The following is a 15,941-nucleotide window of genomic DNA, read 5'->3' as shown; positions in this document are numbered from 1 at the left end:
TTTTTGAAAATGAATTAAGCAGAGGGTGGTTTCTTGTTTCGAGTCAGTCAGATATCTTAGCGTCATCTCGAAAGACATCATCCTTAGGAGTGAAACATGAATATTGTACAAGCGTCGCAGTCTCGCTATTCCACCAAAGCGTTTGACGCTAGTCGCAAGCTGTCTGAACAGCAAGTTGCGGATATTAAAGAGCTAGTGCGCATGAGTGCCTCTAGCGTGAACTCTCAGCCTTGGCATTTTATTCTGGCTGGTAGCGATGAAGGCAAAGCACGCATTGCGAAAGCGGCGCAAGGCCAGTTCTCATTCAATGAGCGTAAAATTTTGGATGCGTCACACGTAATGGTGTTCTGCGCGAGAACCGATATGGATGAGGCTTACCTGCTGTCTCTACTCGAAAACGAAGACAAAGATGGCCGTTTTGCGAATGAAGAAGCCAAAACTGGCATGCATGGTGCGCGTAGCTACTTTGTAGGGCTGCATCGTGAAACGCTGAATGACGTACAACATTGGATTCAAAAACAAGTTTACCTGAACGTGGGTACACTGCTGCTCGGCGCTTCGGCAATGGGCATTGATGCCGTGCCGATTGAAGGTTTTGATGCTCAAGTGCTGAACGAAGAGTTTGGCTTAACCGAAAAAGGCTTCAACAGTGTGGTGATTGTGCCACTAGGTTTCCACAGTGAAGACGACTTCAACGCCAAACTGCCTAAATCACGTTGGCCTGCGGAAGCGGTCTTTACCGAGCTGTAAGTTATGATCCATTTACTCGCAGAAATCAAAGCCTTCCCCGATTCAGCGCAGCAAGTGCAAGCGCTGCTTGAAGCGCTCCTTGAGCCTAGTCGCAATGAAGAGGGGTGTTGCCAATATGAGCTGTATCGTGACAACTCGATTGAGGGGCTGTTTTTAATGCAGGAAATTTGGTGCTCGGAAGAGAGCTTGCAAAAGCACCAACAGAGCGCCCATTTCCAGCATTTTCAGCAAAAGATCGGTGAGCGCGAGATGTTGGAATACCTGCAGTTACGCCCACTGACGTTTGTTGGCTAACGAGGAATTTGCTCTCGCTCTTGAATGGCTGTCAGCACCGCACGTCGTTGTTGGCAGCCTTTTTCACGAATGAACTCCTGAAAAGCGCGAATGGTTGGAGTGATCAAACGACGGTCAGCGCACACCAAATAAATGGGTACTGGGCCGCTTTCCCATTCCGGCAAAATTCGTACTAGTCGCCCATCAATAATGTCCTGACTGATATCCATCAACGATTTATTGGCAATGCCTTTGCCTTTTACCGCCAATCTGTGTACCACTTCGCCGTCATTACACGCTGGGTTGCCTTGCACCACCACACTGTGCGTTTCGCCATTACGGCTCAAAATCCACTTGTTGTGTAGCGTATCGGCCAGCATAAAGCACAGACAGTTGTGATGCTGTAAATCATCAGGATGTAGAATGGGTGGGTGAGCGGCCAAATACTCTGGCGAAGCACACAATACGCGCTCGTTAGAATCGCATAACAACATGGCGACCAAATTGGAATCGGCGGGCTGACCATAACGAATCGCGATATCGACCGGATTGGCGTACATATCCGTCAGACGGTCGGAGAGATCCAGTTTCACCGTGACATTCGGGTGCAGCGCGATAAATTCATCAATCCAGTCGAGCAGCAAATTGCGCCCTAAATCGGAAGGCGCGCTGATGTGCAGTTGGCCAGCCAACTGGCCACGCGCACAGGCGATCTGATCTAAACCCTCTTGCAAGGTGGCCAGCGCGGTTTGGGTTTTGGCAAGAAAGATTTCACCCTCATGAGTTAAACGAATATGTCGCGTTGAGCGCACAAACAGCGGAAATTGCACTTGCTCTTCCAAGCGGCGGATCGCAGCGCTCACGGCGGCGGTTGTGAGTGATAAGCTATTGGCCGCTTTAGAAAAACTGCCTTGGCGCGCCGTTTCGACAAACAAATTCAAATCATTAAGTGCTTTCATCTTTCTAGCCTATTGAGCGAGTTTTAGAGTGGTATCCATCGATTGAAGGATCTCCACGGCCTGATACGCTTGCCAACGCTGCTCTGCGCCCGCATCACCGCCTTGTGCTTTACGCTGATAGTGCTGCTGCAACTGCTGTAAGTAACGCTGCGCGATCTGCTGTTGATCTGCGCCGTTCGTTTGCCAAAGCAATTCACCGACCAAAGAGATAGGGTGATAGGGAGCACTTGAACTGGGATTGATCTGCACATGCAGTAGCTCATAAATGCGCTGATTCTCTTCCACTAAACGCTCGCTTTTCAGCTCCGCATTCAGCGCGATTAATTGCTCGCGCAAGGTATAGGTGTGATGAACAGGGCAGAGCAGCAGGTCAAGAGGTGTTGCCGGATGGCGCTTGGCAAGCTCGGCAATAAATTCCGTCATCAAATCGCCGCCCACTCCGGCGATGATGACGAGATGCGATCCGGCGTTGGCTTCGAGTGGTAAATCGCGCACATCAAGGCAGTAAGTGCGCCAACGCGGTGAGTCGGTCGCGGCAGGAAAATAGCGGGTTAAATCGAGCGTTACCTTCTCAATCAAAGAAGGGACGATATCGACAAAATGCACTGTGCTGTTTGGGTGCTGCTTGAGTAACGCCGCACCGAGTAAGCCGTGGTCGCAGCAGCAATCCCAAATATGGTCGTAGTCGCGCTTTACGTGTTGGACTAATTGAGTCAGCCGTTTTCCTAATTTCATGCCGTACCTACATGCCGTAACTAAAAGAAGCCGCCGCTATCGGCCGCCGAATCAAAACTGAGGCGGCCATTTTACTCAGGTTCGGAAAAATGTTGCAGAGAAAATAACAAACCAGTCAATGAGTTGTTCTTCTTAACGGGAGAGTGATTTATAGTGATTGCCTGTAACCTGTTCTGACAAAAGGAAATGTCATGGCGGCTCTGTTTTTCAAGTGCTTGCTCGGAGCACTTGCGGTGTTGATCATTGCCCTGTTATCCAAAACCAAAAGCTTTTTCATTTCTGGCCTTGTGCCTCTGTTTCCCACTTTTGCCTTAATCGCCCATTACATTGTTGGCACTGAACGCACGATGGAAGATTTGCGTACCACCGCGCTGTTTGGGCTGTATTCGCTGATCCCGTATGCGGCGTATCTGCTGGCGGTGTACTACTTTAGCTACCGCCTGAGCCTAACTGGCACTCTGGTTTGTGCCACCTTGGTTTGGCTGGTGTTCGCGGCACTCTTGCTGGTGGGTTGGACGCGGTTACACCCGAGTATGACCTAATTCTTGGAAATGGATTTAAGGAGAAAATTATGCCTGTAGAAAACAGGTCAAGTGCAAAACTGCCGATTGCCGAATGTGTCTCTTTTTTGCTGATCAAAGAGGGCTCTTGTCTGCTTGAACGTCGCTCAGCAACCAAAGTGAGCGATCCGAATATCATCGCGATCCCCGGTGGGCATATCGAAGCGGGAGAAAACCAAGCACAAGCGTTGCAGCGTGAAGTGCAAGAGGAGTTAGGTGTGGAAGCGACAAGTAGAGCTTATCTCTGCTCGCTCTATCATCCGACAGAATTTGAGCTGCAACTGCTGCACTATTACGTGGTGGATCAATGGCAAGGTGAGATCGTCTGCCATGAAGCTGACGAAGTTTTTTGGACGCCAATGACACCAAATGCAGTGGAAACTGTTGCCGATAAAATCGCGATTCAAGAGTTCCAACGCCTTTATCAAAGCGGCGTACTGAAAGCGTAAAACGAATCTTTCGGCGGGGGATCACTATTTTGGCAAGTCAGCCGCCCAAATTGTCTGGCACGTTGTTAAGGTAAGTACAGGCGGTAAGCGGTTAATCCACTATATCTGGTTAGCGCCAATAAGCTTTTCAAGGAAGAAAATATGAAGAAAACCGCACTCTTAGTGATTGATGTACAACAGGGTTTGTTTGCTCCAAAGCCCAGACCGTACGCCGCCGATGAGGTGGTCAGTAATATCAATCTGCTGACTCATTGGGCGCGTCAACACTCGCTTCCCGTGGTGTTTATTCAGCATCAAGAACCTGGATTGGAAGCGGATAGCGCCGATTGGCAACTTGAGCATCAACTTAACGTCGCAGTGAGTGATCATTTCATTCGCAAAACCACCCCCGATTCTTTCCTGCGTACCGAATTGGCGGCGTTGCTAGAAGAAAATGCCATCGAACATTTAATCGTGACCGGTTACGCCTCTGACTTTTGTGTGGATACCACCATTCGCAGCGCGGCGGGTAAAGGCTTTTCCATTCAGATCGTGAGCGATGGGCACACCACACACGATACCCCTTATGCAAGCGGAGAGCTGATCCGACACCATCACACTTATGCGCTCAGCCATACGTCGAGCTTTGGTGTGCCGATTACTGCAATTACTACCCAATCCTTGTTGGCTGAACAGCCAAAACGTTAAGGAGAAACTATGCCGTTAACCAGATTAACTCTGCAGGATGAAACGGCTTTTGCCGAATTTTTCCAAGATTTTCAGCGCAACGATCCGATCAACTGTGATTTTTACCGCCAAGGCAATGAAAACTTTGCCGACTACGTGCAACTACTGGATGACAACGCCCACGGTCAAAATCTGCCTTGTGGCTATGTGCCATGCAGCCACTTTTGGTATCAGGATGAGCAAGGGAAAATCTTAGGTGCGCTTCGCTTACGCCACCACATTGATACGCCATTTCTCACCCAAGAAGCGGGGCACATTGGTTACGATGTCACGCCGAGTGCACGTAAGCAGGGCATTGGCACAGAGATGCTGCGCTTGGGGCTGATTGAGGCCAAACGCTTGGGATTAAAACGCGTGCTGCTGGTAGCCGATGAAGATAACCGCGGTTCACGCCTTGTTATTGAGCGCAATGGCGGAGTGTTGGAAAGCATCATCTCTGGGGATTTTTACCCTAATTTGCTGGCACGTTACTGGATTGATTTAAAAGAATGAGCGAAGCATTCACCACTCAATAAGGAGAGACCGGATGCAATTGATCGGCGAGCGAATTTGGATTTTTGATGGTGAGGCAGTGCCATTTTTCAATATGCCGTACACCACACGAATGACCATTATTAAGCTGAATGATGGGCGGTTATGGGTACACAGCCCGATTCGACTGACGGAAACTTTAAAAGCGGAAGTCGATTCCTTGGGAGATATCGCTTATCTGATCGCTCCAAATCATTTGCATCATCTGTTTATCAAAGATTGGCAAGATTCCTTTCCGCAAGCTCAAGCCTTTGGCACACAAGAAGTGGCAAAAAAACGGCCAGATCTTCATTTTGATGGTTTGTTAACTTCGGATTTTGCAGCTCCTTGGGGAGATGAAATTGCTTATCTGCTCTTTACTGGCTCGAAAGTTATGCAAGAGAGCGTTTTCTTTCACCCTCTGTCACACACCTTGATTCTGACCGATCTGATTGAAAACTTTTCGCCCTCGGCGATTACGGGTTGGCGACAACGAATTGCTCGTTGGGCAGGCGTTATGGCTCCAAACGGACAAACTCCACTCGATTGGCGACTCACTTTCTATTTCAACAAAGCTGAAACCAGTCGCCATATGTCCACCATGCTAAGTTGGGAACCAACGCAAATTGTCCTAGCGCATGGTGAATGGATAAAAGAGCAGGCGGTTGAATTTCTGCGTCATTCATTCCGTTGGTTGAAGATTTAAAACAGGGCAAATCACAGCAAGGAAGAGAAAAAAACAATGAAAATCGCGATTCTGGATGATTACCAAAATGTGGTTATTGGTCTAAACGCCTTCCAATGCATACAAGGGCATGATGTTACGGTATTCAATGACAGCCTGAGCGATGAAACCGTATTGATTGAGCGCCTCAAACCTTTTGAGGCTTTGGTGCTGATCCGCGAGCGCACCCCAATCACTGAAAATCTTCTGGCTCATCTGCCGAATTTAAAACTCATCAGCCAGACCGGAAAAGTCAGCAACCATATTGATGTGGCACTGTGTGAGCGTTATGGCGTGACCGTGTTAGAAGGCATCGGTTCTCCCGTTGCCCCAGCGGAGCTGTGCTGGGGTTTAATCCTTGCTGCTTCGCGCCATTTGCCAAGTTATATTGAGCAGTTACACGCAGGTCATTGGCAACAAAATGGCGGATTAGGGTTAGGTCGAACCCTCTCTGGTCGCACTTTAGGTATTTGGGGTTTAGGCAAAATCGGCCAGCGAATTGCCCAATTTGGCCAAGTGTTTGGTATGCAAATCTTGGTGTGGGGTAGTGAAGCCTCACGACAAAAAGCGCTTGAGTTGGGCTATCAAGCCGCTGCCGATAAAGCCGAGTTTTTTGCTAAAGCCGATGTACTTTCACTCCATTTACGTTTGAATGACGCCACGCGTGGCATTGTCACCAAACAAGATCTGCTCGCAATGAAACCCGATTCGCTGTTTGTGAATACCAGCCGATCGGAGTTAGTGGAATCGGGCGCACTCTACTCAGTGATGCAGGCTAACCCAATGCGCCAAGCCGCGGTCGATGTGTACGAAAACGAGCCCGCGTTACCCAACAATGAGCCGCTGCTGAGTTTGCCCAATGTGCTGTGCGCGCCGCATCTCGGTTATGTGGAAAAAAACAGCTACGAGATCTACTTTCAGGCTGCGTTTGAGAATGTGGTCAAGTTTGCTCACTCGGCCGCGAAAGCGTCACTGAGCGATAAGGCCTAAAGGAAACACAGCATGTCCGAAAGAGCTTCTTTTACTCTCTTTATCCAAATTATTGTTATCGCCGCAGTGGCTGCGGGAGTGGGGACTCTACTCTCCATCCCACTTTCTGAAATGTTTATTGCCTCGGGTTTGGTTATTGTGCTGCACAAGAAGCGTTGGCTAACTATTCATACCCCGCCGTGGCTGCTGCTGTTTGTGCAAGTCGTGCTTGGGATCAGTGTCGGTGCGACCATCAGTTTGAGTGAGCTAGGTACCACCTTAACCTTGCCGGTGATCGTGGGGTTGGTGTGCTGTTTAACGCTGCAAATCATCAGTAGCTATTTGTGGCTAACCAAAAAAGAGGGGTGGACGCCGTTTGAATCTCTACTCGGTGCCGTACCGGGTGCCATGGCCGCGATTTTGGTGATCAGCGAATCAAGCGAAAAACCTTCCACCAAAGTGGTTTATTCCCATTCTGTACGCCTGATGATCCTCACTTTGTTGGCACTGTTGATCTCCAACAGCGCGCCGGATAGCGCATCCGTAGACGGCAATTTGACCGTTTACGCTTGGCTTATTTTATTGGGTCTGGTGCTGATGAGTTTGCTACTGGGTAAAGCTTCCACCTTACTCGGCATTCCTGCACCTTATATGTTGGCTGCGTTGCTTATCACCGCCAGCTTTAATGGCTTTGCCACCGGCATTGATATGCAACTGCCGAAATGGATGGTGATATTCGCCACCGCTTTACTCGGCATTTTGATCGGCTCACGAATTGCCGATACCACACTGCGCGAAGCCATGGCATATTCCCGCGCAGGGGTAATGGTCACCATGATTGGCCTTTTGGTCGCGGTGGGTGTCTCCGGTGTCTTTTCTATTTTGATCGATAAATCATGGGTCGTGCTGCTGCTTTCTTGGGTTCCCGGCAGTGTAGAAGCCATGACCGCCGTCGCCTTACTGCTCGGAATGGAGCCCGCGTTTGTGATGATTAACCACGCTCTGCGCCTGTTGTTGCTCTACTCGCTGCCCGCCATGCTGAAAAAGCAGTTAGAGGAGTTGAGGGGAAGGTGATGGGATTCTTGAGTAAGAGCTAGCTAGTGGATGGGGTTAGCTCAGAAGTGCCCCAAATCTTGTTAGTCTAATTTTATATCTCAATTCGTCAATCAGTTATTTGACCAACATTTTCTAATCAATGTAATGTGTCAGTAGAGTCTACGGAACATTATGATTTATTGGGGAAAACTAGTGATAACTGATATTGTACTAGAAAATGTAGCAAGCTACAGGTCAAAAAATGAGCTAAAAACTAACAAAAAAGTCAATATAATTTATGGACTGAACGGGTCAGGAAAAAGTACTTTTTCAAACTATTTTTATAATCCCGAGAGTACAAAATATCAGCAGTGCTCTCACCGTGGAACTGGTGATACGGTTCTCGTTTACAACCAAAAATTCATCCAAGATAACTTCTATGCAAAAGATACTCTTAACGGTATTTTTAGCCTATCTAAGGAAAATAAAGAAGCGAAAGAGAAGGTAGAGGCAATTACTCTTGAGTTGGAGAAAATTGCTAAAGATAAGCAGCAGATCCAAAAAGAAATTGGTGAACAACGTTCTAAGATTCTAAGATTAATGACGCAAAGGAGAAGGCGCAGAAGAAAATTTGGGAAATCAAAACCAACTATGCAGGTGGGGATCGAGTACTTGAATTTTGTCTGAAAGGCAAAATGGGCGGTAAAGAGCCACTTTTCAACCATCTTTGCTCTATACCCCTACCCGCATCTAAACCATCTAAAACAATTGCAGATCTCAAAGAAGAAGCAAATGCTATAGATGGTGATACTGCAATTAAACACTCTGTTCTTAGTAAGCTAGGCATGTTTGATTTATCTGCTGATGACTTAGCTTCGTTAAATGAAATCATTGTAGGTAGCGAAGACAGTCCAGTTGCAAAACTTATCGGGAAACTTAAAAACTCTGACTGGGTAAGTGAAGGTCTTAAATATCTCGATCACATCGAGGGTTCTCAGTGTCCTTTCTGTCAATCAGAGACGATTACAGAACATCTAGCCGAACAAATTCGTGGCTATTTTGACGAGTCATACCAAAACAGCGTGAATGAAGTTAAAGCAATTCAGGCTCGTTACAGCACAATAGTTGAGAGTATTCCAAGCCTAGACGATTATAAAGCAACTCAATTCTCTACAGACTATATAGCTCAATTAAATGAACATTACGCTAAACTATCTAGAGATGCAGAAGCTAATCTTAAGCTAATCCAGCAAAAAGTTTCAAATCCTAGTCTACAAGTCATTTTGACCGATGTTTCTGAATCTGTTGAAGCATTTAACCTTGTTGTTGAGTCTATTAATAAACTTATAAGTGAACATAATGCTAAGATCGATAATTCCGCAAATGAATTAACCAAAATTAAGGCTGAGTTTTGGCGAATATTACGATACGAATATGACCAAACAATCAGCAATTTCAATGATGTTCAAAAAGATGCTAACAAAGTCATCGCTGAAAAAACTAAAGAGGAAGCTACAAAAGTAGATCTAGAAGAAGCAAAGGACGTTGAAAGGGCTGAGCATCAAAAATCAACTGTAAATATTGATGATGCTATAGTCAGTATTAACCAAGGTTTGACGGATATTGGCATAACAGGCTTCTACATAGAGAAGTATGAAGATGACTTGTATCGTTTAGTTCGTACTGACTCTAACTCGAAAATCTTTTCATCATTAAGTGAAGGTGAAAAGATGATTATCAGCTTCTTGTATTTTAGAGAGTTATTCAAAGGGAAGCGGAGCGCGACAGAAGGACAAGTGAAAAAAGTCGCTATTATTGACGATCCAGTATCAAGCTTGTCACACATATTTGTCTATAACATAGGCCAATTAATCAAGAGTGATTTTTTTAATTCAGAAGACATTGAACAAGTATTTGTCTTAACTCATAGTTTATACTTTTTCTATGAACTTGCTGATGCGAATCATAATAGAAGGAAAGAAAATCAAAATTTATACCGTCTGTCGAAGAACGAAAACGGTAGTTCAATAAACACAATGAAATATGAAGAAGTGCAAAATGACTACCAATCATATTGGTCGGTAATTAATGATGATAAACAACCACCGGCTTTAATTGCTAACTGTATGAGAAATATTATTGAATATTTCTTTAACTTCGTGCAGAAAGCCGATCTAAGTAATGTGGTTCAAAAACCTGAATTGAAGAATCCAAGATTTCAGTCATTTGTACGTTACATCAATCGCGAATCGCACTCATTAGGTCAGAATATCTTCGATTTTAAGGAGTTTGATTACCACGATTTTAAAGAGGGCTTTAGATTGGTTTTTGAACAGACAGGCTATCCTGAACACTATGAAAAAATGTCCAGAATTAGAACCTAACGCTAGCAAATGCCACTCGTACTGGTGATGTTTCCGTGAAAAGAGGGCGAACTTGGGTACTTCAGCTAGTGCTTAAGTTGCTACACTAACCAACACGTATATTTCCTACATTGAACCAGCCGAACATCGCTGGCTCAAAATGCCCCTTCTTGAGCAACAAAGTCATCTACTTCGCTTTCCCTAACTGAATTTATCCGAGTCAAACGGTTTAGAATATCTGTTCTAAATCGTTTCTGTCCATAAACGAGTTATACATTCACAATCAGCCACAAAATCCAAATGACCACAAATCCAGTTCCCTCCCCTTCTAGGGGAGGGGTAGGGTGGGGTATTTTAGTTATCGCTGACCTAAAAGTTGCACTCAGTTGAGTAAGGCTGGCGTGAAATACTCCCTCCCGTCCTCCCCCTAAAAGGGGGAGTGGCATGAAGCATTTTCGTTATCGCTAACGTAAAGAGTGAACGCGGTTTAGCTTTTCACCTTCAACCGATTTTTATTATCACGATTGGCGATTACTTGTGCTTGATCGTCAATCTCACCGAGGCTTTTGGCTAAACGGTCATACAGCACAACATTGACGGTGGCGGCGAGGTTCATACAGCCGTGGGTGGGCACGTAAACCACATGATGCGCTTGATCGACCACCTCTTGCGGCAGCGAACCATCTTCGGGGCCAAACAGATAAATCGCTTGTTCTGGATGGGTAAAGTGAGGCAACGCGGTTGCACCTACCGCCAGCTCGACACAGACGATTTTGACTTCACTATCCAATTCCGCGGTGAGATCGTCCATCTCGACTAATCCAATACGTTCATGGCTATTTTGAGTATCGGTCTGAAATTTTACGGCGCGAGCATAACGCGTACCGTTGTAACGCACTTGGGTGGCGTTGTAGCAGCCAGCGGCACGCATCACGGCGCCGACGTTGGTTGGGCTTTTCGGGTTGTGCAATCCAATAATTACGGTGGAAGAGGTGGTCATTGCGGTGATTCTACTTCTGTGTTGCTTTGGTTTGAGCTTGGCTCACGAATGGCGCGATTGTCGCTCTAACACGAGAGAAAAGCCAGTTGATCGTCCGGCTTGCTTTAGTGAAAACAAAAATCCCGCCGCAGCGGGATTTTTTATCATCGATTTTTCTTTGCGTAACAAAGAAATGAATCGCTTTTAATTACGCCAACAGTTCTTTGGCTTGTTTCACTACGTTTTCAGTCGTGAAACCAAATAGTTTGAACAGCTCACCGGCTGGTGCTGATTCGCCGAAGCTGGTCATACCGATGATGCGACCGCCAAAGCCGACGTACTTGTACCAGAAGTCGGCAATGCCCGCTTCAATCGCGATACGCTTAGTCACAGCGGCTGGCAGAACGGCTTCGCGGTAAGCGGCATCTTGCTTATCAAATGCGTCGGTCGATGGCATAGAGACCACGCGAACCGCTTTGCCTTCGGCGCTCAGTTGTTCGTAAGCGGCAACCGCCAGTTCTACTTCAGAGCCTGTCGCAATCAGGATCAGTTCAGGTTGACCTGCACAATCTTTCAGGATGTAACCACCCTTAGCGATGTTCGCCACTTGCTCTGCGCTGCGTGGTTGCTGAGCAAGGTTTTGACGCGAGAAAATCAGCGCAGATGGCGCATCTTTACGCTCAATCGCCAGTTTCCATGCGACTGCCGATTCCACTTGGTCACATGGGCGCCATGTGCTCATGTTTGGTGTCATACGCAGAGAAGCGATTTGCTCAACCGGTTGGTGAGTTGGGCCATCTTCACCCAGACCAATCGAGTCGTGCGTGTACACTTGGATGTTTTGCACTTTCATCAGTGCTGCCATACGCATCGCGTTACGCGCGTATTCCATGAACATCAGGAAGGTTGCACCGTAAGGGACAAAACCGCCGTGCAGCGCGATACCGTTGATGATGGCGGTCATACCAAACTCACGCACACCGTAGTGGATGTAGTTGCCTGAAAAGTCTTCTGCTGTCAGTGACTTAGAGCCAGACCACATGGTGAGGTTAGAAGGCGCCAAGTCAGCAGAACCACCCATAAATTCTGGCAGCAGTTTGCCGAACGCTTCCAGCGCATTTTGTGATGCTTTACGCGATGCGATGTTGGCAGGGTTAGCTTGCAGGTTAGCGATAATCTCGCTGGTTGCGGCTTCCCAATTCGCTGGCAGCTCGCCCGCTACGCGGCGTTTGTATTCAGCAGCTTCGGCTGGGTAAGCTTTCGCGTAAGCGGCGAATTTCTCATCCCAAGCGGCTTCTTTGCTTGCGCCTGCGGCTTTGGCATCCCACGCTGCGTAGATGTCCGCTGGGATTTCAAACGGAGCGTGTTCCCAACCCAAGAATTCACGCGCGGCTTTGATTTCATCGTTGCCCAGAGGCGCGCCGTGACAGTCGTGTGAACCCGCTTTGTTTGGTGAGCCGAAACCGATGATGGTTTTGGTACAAATCAGCGTTGGGCGAGACGTTTCTGCTTTCGCCGCTTCAATCGCAGCGTTAATCGCATCTGCATCGTGACCATCAACCGCTGGGATCACATGCCAGCCGTAGGCTTCAAAACGTTTTGGTGTGTCGTCTGAGAACCAGCCTTCCACGTGACCGTCGATAGAGATGCCGTTGTCATCCCAGAACGCAATCAGTTTGCCAAGGCCCAGCGTACCCGCCAGTGAACAGGCTTCGTGCGAGATACCTTCCATCAAACAGCCGTCACCCATGAACACATAAGTGAAGTGGTCAACGATGTCGTGACCCGGTTTGTTGAACTGCGCCGCCAGAGCTTTTTCAGCAATCGCCATACCTACGGCATTGGTGATGCCTTGGCCTAGTGGGCCCGTAGTAGTTTCGATGCCCGGTGCATAACCGTACTCTGGGTGACCCGGCGTTTTAGAGTGCAGTTGACGGAAGTTTTTCAAATCGTCAATCGACAGCTCATAGCCGCTCAGGTGTAGCAGCGAGTAAATCAGCATAGAGCCGTGGCCATTAGACAGTACGAAACGGTCGCGGTCAGCCCAGTTTGGGTTTTGTGGGTTGTGGTTTAAGTGTGAACGCCACAGCACTTCTGCGATATCCGCCATGCCCATTGGGGCTCCCGGGTGGCCAGAGTTAGCTTTTTGAACGCCGTCCATGCTCAGGGCACGAATAGCATTGGCAAGTTGTTTGCGATTCATAGTGTTACTCATTTTAATAAAGGAGGTTGAACGGAGTGCGTTCAACAAAAATAAAAAGCAGAAAGAAGCGAGCCGGAGCTCGCTTCAAAATCAGGATTACAGCTTAGCCGCGATCATTGCTTCCAGTTTGCCTTGGTCAACCGCGAAGTTACGGATGCCTTCAGCCAGTTTTTCAACGGCCATAGCGTCTAGGTTGTGTTCCCACAGGAATTCGCTGTGCGTCATTGGAGCAGGGCGAGCTTTAGAGCCTTTTGAGTCAACCAGTTTCGCAACCAATTCGCCTTCAGCCGCTTCAAGCTCAGCCAGTAGCGAAGGTGCGATAGTCAGGCGGTCACAGCCAGCCAGTTCTAGGATCTCGCCGATGTTACGGAAGCTTGCGCCCATCACGACCGTTTTGTAGCCGTGCTCTTTGTAGTAGTTGTAGATCTTGGTGACTGACAGTACGCCTGGATCTTCGTTTGCCGCGAAATCACGACCTTCTTTAGCTTTGTACCAGTCCATGATACGGCCAACGAATGGAGAGATCAGGAACACGCCTGCTTCAGCACACGCACGCGCTTGTGCGAAAGAGAACAGCAGAGTCAGGTTACAGTTGATGCCTTCTTTCTCAAGAATTTCCGCCGCGCGGATACCTTCCCAAGTAGAAGCCAGTTTGATCAGGATACGATCGTTGCTGATGCCCGCATCGTTGTACATTTTTACTAGCTGACGTGCTTTCGCTACGCTGCGCTCGGTGTCGTAAGAAAGACGCGCGTCAACTTCAGTCGAAATACGACCCGGAATGGTTTTTAGGATTTCTTTACCGATGTTGACCGCCAGCATGTCACAAGTGTCTTGTACTTGTTGTGCTTTGTCGTTGCTTTGAGTTTTTGCGTAGGCGATAGCTTGATCAATTAGAGGTGCGTATTCAGCAATCTGCGCAGCTTTAAGAATCAGAGAAGGGTTAGTGGTTGCGTCTTCTGGCTGGTATTTTTTGATCGCATCAATTTCACCAGTGTCGGCCACGACTGTGGTCAGTTTACGAAGTTGCGCTAATTTATTGCTCATTTCGATCGTCCTATTTCGTTGGGCTTATCTGCCGATGAGGGTCAGATAGGGCAAGCAGTTGAATGACTCAATCACTTTATCCCCTTCCTACTTGAAGCTGCAGCGGTGTTGGCTACGTTCGTTCACCCCAATCACATAGTGCATCTATGCTCATGGGGATGAACTCACTTGCCGCCTACCTGCAACTCCAAGTAGTTTGGGTAGATTTAGAGAGTGCGAGTCAGTAAATGCAAAATTTTCAGCGCCCGAACTTTTGCTCTGAACATTTGCTCGTTCGCTGAGTAAATGATGGAGCCATATTTATCCTATCTGTCGGGAAAGTCAATTCAACAACCCGGTTTATGACGCGTTGAGCGGAGTTTTTTTTCGCCTTCGCAGCCCTTGCTGCCATTAAATCGTTTGCTCAAATTTGAGGTGAACGGAAGTGCCTCGATCTTGGTTTCCTATCTTGAGTGAGAAAATGTTATGACCAAGATCATTTGCTCACCCTCCAAAGGCGAGTAACATAGCGCGCATTCTTGTTTTGAACACGAACTGTATTTAGAACGCAACGCTGGTTTATAAACCATGTTTCGTGGGACGGATAAAAAGCCGCTGCCACAGAAAGGATAGCACTATGAGTCAAATTCCAGAGATTTCGGTTGAAAGTACCGATCTGCTGACTGAAATCGCCGTCTCTTACTATCAAGATGGCGCAACACAGGAAGAGATTTCCAAAAAGTACGCTATTTCGCGAGCCAAAGTGGGTCGTTTACTCAAACAAGCCCGTGATGAAGGGATAGTAGAAATTACCGTCAAATATCATCCGGTGTTTAGCGCCAAAATCGAGCAGCGCTTGATCGAGCGTTTTGGCGTGCGCCGCGCCTTGATTGCCCTCGATCAACCCAATGATGAAGCGCAGCGCCAACAAGTTGCGGGCTTGGTATCCAACTATCTCACCAGCACGCTAAAAAACGGCATGGTGGTGACCGTTGGGCAGGGGCGTAATGTGTCGGCCGTGGCACATCATGTTGGGGTGATCACACCGCGAGATTGCAAATTTGTGTGCAGCATCGGCGGCATTCACCCACGCGGCGGTATGTTTAATGCTGACCATATTTGTCGTCAGTTAGCGAAAAAATACGGCGGCAGCTCGGAAACCTTGTATGCGCCAGCTTACGCAGAAAACCCAGAGCAGAAACGGGTATTCATGCAGAACAGCACGGTGAAGCAAACCCTCGATCTTGCCCGTAAAGCGGATATCGCACTGGTCGGGATTGGCGATATGAGTGAAAACAGCTACATGGTCGATCTGGGCTGGTTTACGCCGGAAGAGGTGGTGCAATCACGCCTGAATCAAGGTGTGGTCGGGGATTTCGCCGGGCATGATTTTTTTGATGTGCATGGACGTATCGCCAATACCGTGATGAATGACCGCGTGATTGGTTTGGGAATTGATGAGTTCCGCCCAATTGCCGAAGTGATCGCGATTGCTGCAGAAAACAGTAAACCTCTCGCATTATTAGGGGCACTACGGACAGGCGCGATTGATGTGATCGCAACGAGCGTGAGTAACGCTTTAACGGTACTCAACTTAGATGAGCAGATGCAAACGGCATTAAGCTCATAATACAGAGTGAAATTGGTGAAAAAGCGAGCCGGTTTTTAATGCTGGCTCGC

17 protein-coding genes are annotated in these 15,941 nt (G+C 47.7%); 12 read left to right on the top strand and 5 right to left on the bottom strand.

Annotated features, from left to right (window positions below; all coding sequences use genetic code 11):
* Window positions 1-96 precede the first annotated feature (96 nt).
* Both EPB59_RS14555 and EPB59_RS14550 read left to right on the top strand, forming a co-directional pair.
* Window positions 97-750 carry an oxygen-insensitive NAD(P)H-dependent nitroreductase NfsB gene (locus tag EPB59_RS14555; protein WP_055049908.1) on the top strand — a complete coding sequence of 218 codons (654 nt, stop codon included), beginning with the start codon at window positions 97-99 and terminating at the stop codon, window positions 748-750.
* Window positions 751-753: 3 nt separating this feature from the next.
* A complete protein-coding gene (locus EPB59_RS14550; RefSeq protein ID WP_000581562.1) occupies window positions 754-1,044 on the top strand; it encodes a putative quinol monooxygenase in 291 nt (96 codons plus the stop codon).
* Here EPB59_RS14550 and EPB59_RS14545 read toward each other — a convergent pair.
* Window positions 1,041-1,982 carry a LysR family transcriptional regulator gene (locus tag EPB59_RS14545; RefSeq protein WP_053055830.1) on the bottom strand — a complete coding sequence of 314 codons (942 nt, stop codon included), beginning with the start codon at window positions 1,980-1,982 and terminating at the stop codon, window positions 1,041-1,043. The genes EPB59_RS14550 and EPB59_RS14545 overlap by 4 nt on opposite strands.
* 9 nt (window positions 1,983-1,991) lie before the next feature.
* Window positions 1,992-2,717 carry a tRNA (adenine(22)-N(1))-methyltransferase gene (locus tag EPB59_RS14540; RefSeq protein WP_154173475.1) on the bottom strand — a complete coding sequence of 242 codons (726 nt, stop codon included), beginning with the start codon at window positions 2,715-2,717 and terminating at the stop codon, window positions 1,992-1,994.
* Between the two features lie 191 nt (window positions 2,718-2,908).
* On the opposite strand from EPB59_RS14540, the gene EPB59_RS14535 reads away from it, so the two are divergent.
* The 9 genes from EPB59_RS14535 (at window position 2,909) to EPB59_RS14500 (ending at window position 10,074) form a co-directional block, all read left to right on the top strand.
* On the top strand, window positions 2,909-3,259 hold the full coding sequence (locus tag EPB59_RS14535; protein ID WP_154173473.1) for a GlpM family protein: 351 nt from the start codon (window positions 2,909-2,911) through the stop codon (window positions 3,257-3,259).
* Window positions 3,260-3,288: 29 nt separating this feature from the next.
* Complete coding sequence (locus EPB59_RS14530; RefSeq protein WP_154173471.1) at window positions 3,289-3,726, top strand: NUDIX hydrolase; 438 nt, start codon at window positions 3,289-3,291, stop codon at window positions 3,724-3,726.
* Between the two features lie 141 nt (window positions 3,727-3,867).
* Window positions 3,868-4,413 (top strand): isochorismatase family protein, encoded by a 546-nt coding sequence (locus EPB59_RS14525; protein ID WP_154173469.1) that lies wholly within the window; start codon window positions 3,868-3,870, stop codon window positions 4,411-4,413.
* A 9-nt stretch (window positions 4,414-4,422) separates the two neighbouring features.
* On the top strand, window positions 4,423-4,944 hold the full coding sequence (locus EPB59_RS14520; RefSeq protein WP_154173468.1) for a GNAT family N-acetyltransferase: 522 nt from the start codon (window positions 4,423-4,425) through the stop codon (window positions 4,942-4,944).
* 34 nt (window positions 4,945-4,978) lie between these two features.
* On the top strand, window positions 4,979-5,668 hold the full coding sequence (locus EPB59_RS14515) for a DUF4336 domain-containing protein (protein WP_154173465.1): 690 nt from the start codon (window positions 4,979-4,981) through the stop codon (window positions 5,666-5,668).
* 36 nt (window positions 5,669-5,704) lie between these two features.
* On the top strand, window positions 5,705-6,676 hold the full coding sequence (locus EPB59_RS14510; protein ID WP_154173463.1) for a D-2-hydroxyacid dehydrogenase family protein: 972 nt from the start codon (window positions 5,705-5,707) through the stop codon (window positions 6,674-6,676).
* A 12-nt stretch (window positions 6,677-6,688) separates the two neighbouring features.
* A complete protein-coding gene (locus EPB59_RS14505) occupies window positions 6,689-7,729 on the top strand; it encodes an AbrB family transcriptional regulator (protein ID WP_154173461.1) in 1,041 nt (346 codons plus the stop codon).
* A gap of 153 nt (window positions 7,730-7,882) precedes the next feature.
* Entirely contained in the window at window positions 7,883-8,377 is a 495-nt protein-coding gene (locus tag EPB59_RS18675; RefSeq protein WP_241666250.1) for an AAA family ATPase, read from the top strand.
* An 8-nt stretch (window positions 8,378-8,385) separates the two neighbouring features.
* Window positions 8,386-10,074, top strand: a complete 1,689-nt coding sequence (locus EPB59_RS14500; protein ID WP_241666249.1) for an AAA family ATPase — start codon at window positions 8,386-8,388, stop codon at window positions 10,072-10,074.
* Window positions 10,075-10,540: 466 nt separating this feature from the next.
* On the opposite strand, the gene EPB59_RS14495 is transcribed toward EPB59_RS14500, so the two are convergent.
* From EPB59_RS14495 to tal, 3 genes are all read right to left on the bottom strand, one after another.
* On the bottom strand, window positions 10,541-11,053 hold the full coding sequence (locus EPB59_RS14495) for an RNA methyltransferase (protein ID WP_033928005.1): 513 nt from the start codon (window positions 11,051-11,053) through the stop codon (window positions 10,541-10,543).
* Between the two features lie 187 nt (window positions 11,054-11,240).
* Complete coding sequence (gene tkt, locus EPB59_RS14490; RefSeq protein WP_195707161.1) at window positions 11,241-13,235, bottom strand: transketolase; 1,995 nt, start codon at window positions 13,233-13,235, stop codon at window positions 11,241-11,243.
* 96 nt (window positions 13,236-13,331) lie between these two features.
* Complete coding sequence (tal, locus tag EPB59_RS14485; protein ID WP_000066344.1) at window positions 13,332-14,282, bottom strand: transaldolase; 951 nt, start codon at window positions 14,280-14,282, stop codon at window positions 13,332-13,334.
* Window positions 14,283-14,898: 616 nt separating this feature from the next.
* Between tal and EPB59_RS14480 the strand changes: the two genes are divergently transcribed.
* Window positions 14,899-15,891: a sugar-binding transcriptional regulator gene (locus EPB59_RS14480; protein ID WP_055049896.1), complete on the top strand. Its 993-nt coding sequence runs from the start codon at window positions 14,899-14,901 to the stop codon at window positions 15,889-15,891.
* Window positions 15,892-15,941 lie beyond the last annotated feature (50 nt).

It is taken from the genome of Vibrio metoecus (assembly GCF_009665255.1).
Lineage (GTDB): Bacteria > Pseudomonadota > Gammaproteobacteria > Enterobacterales > Vibrionaceae > Vibrio > Vibrio metoecus_B.
This window is presented reverse-complemented; position numbering and strand designations above follow the sequence as displayed.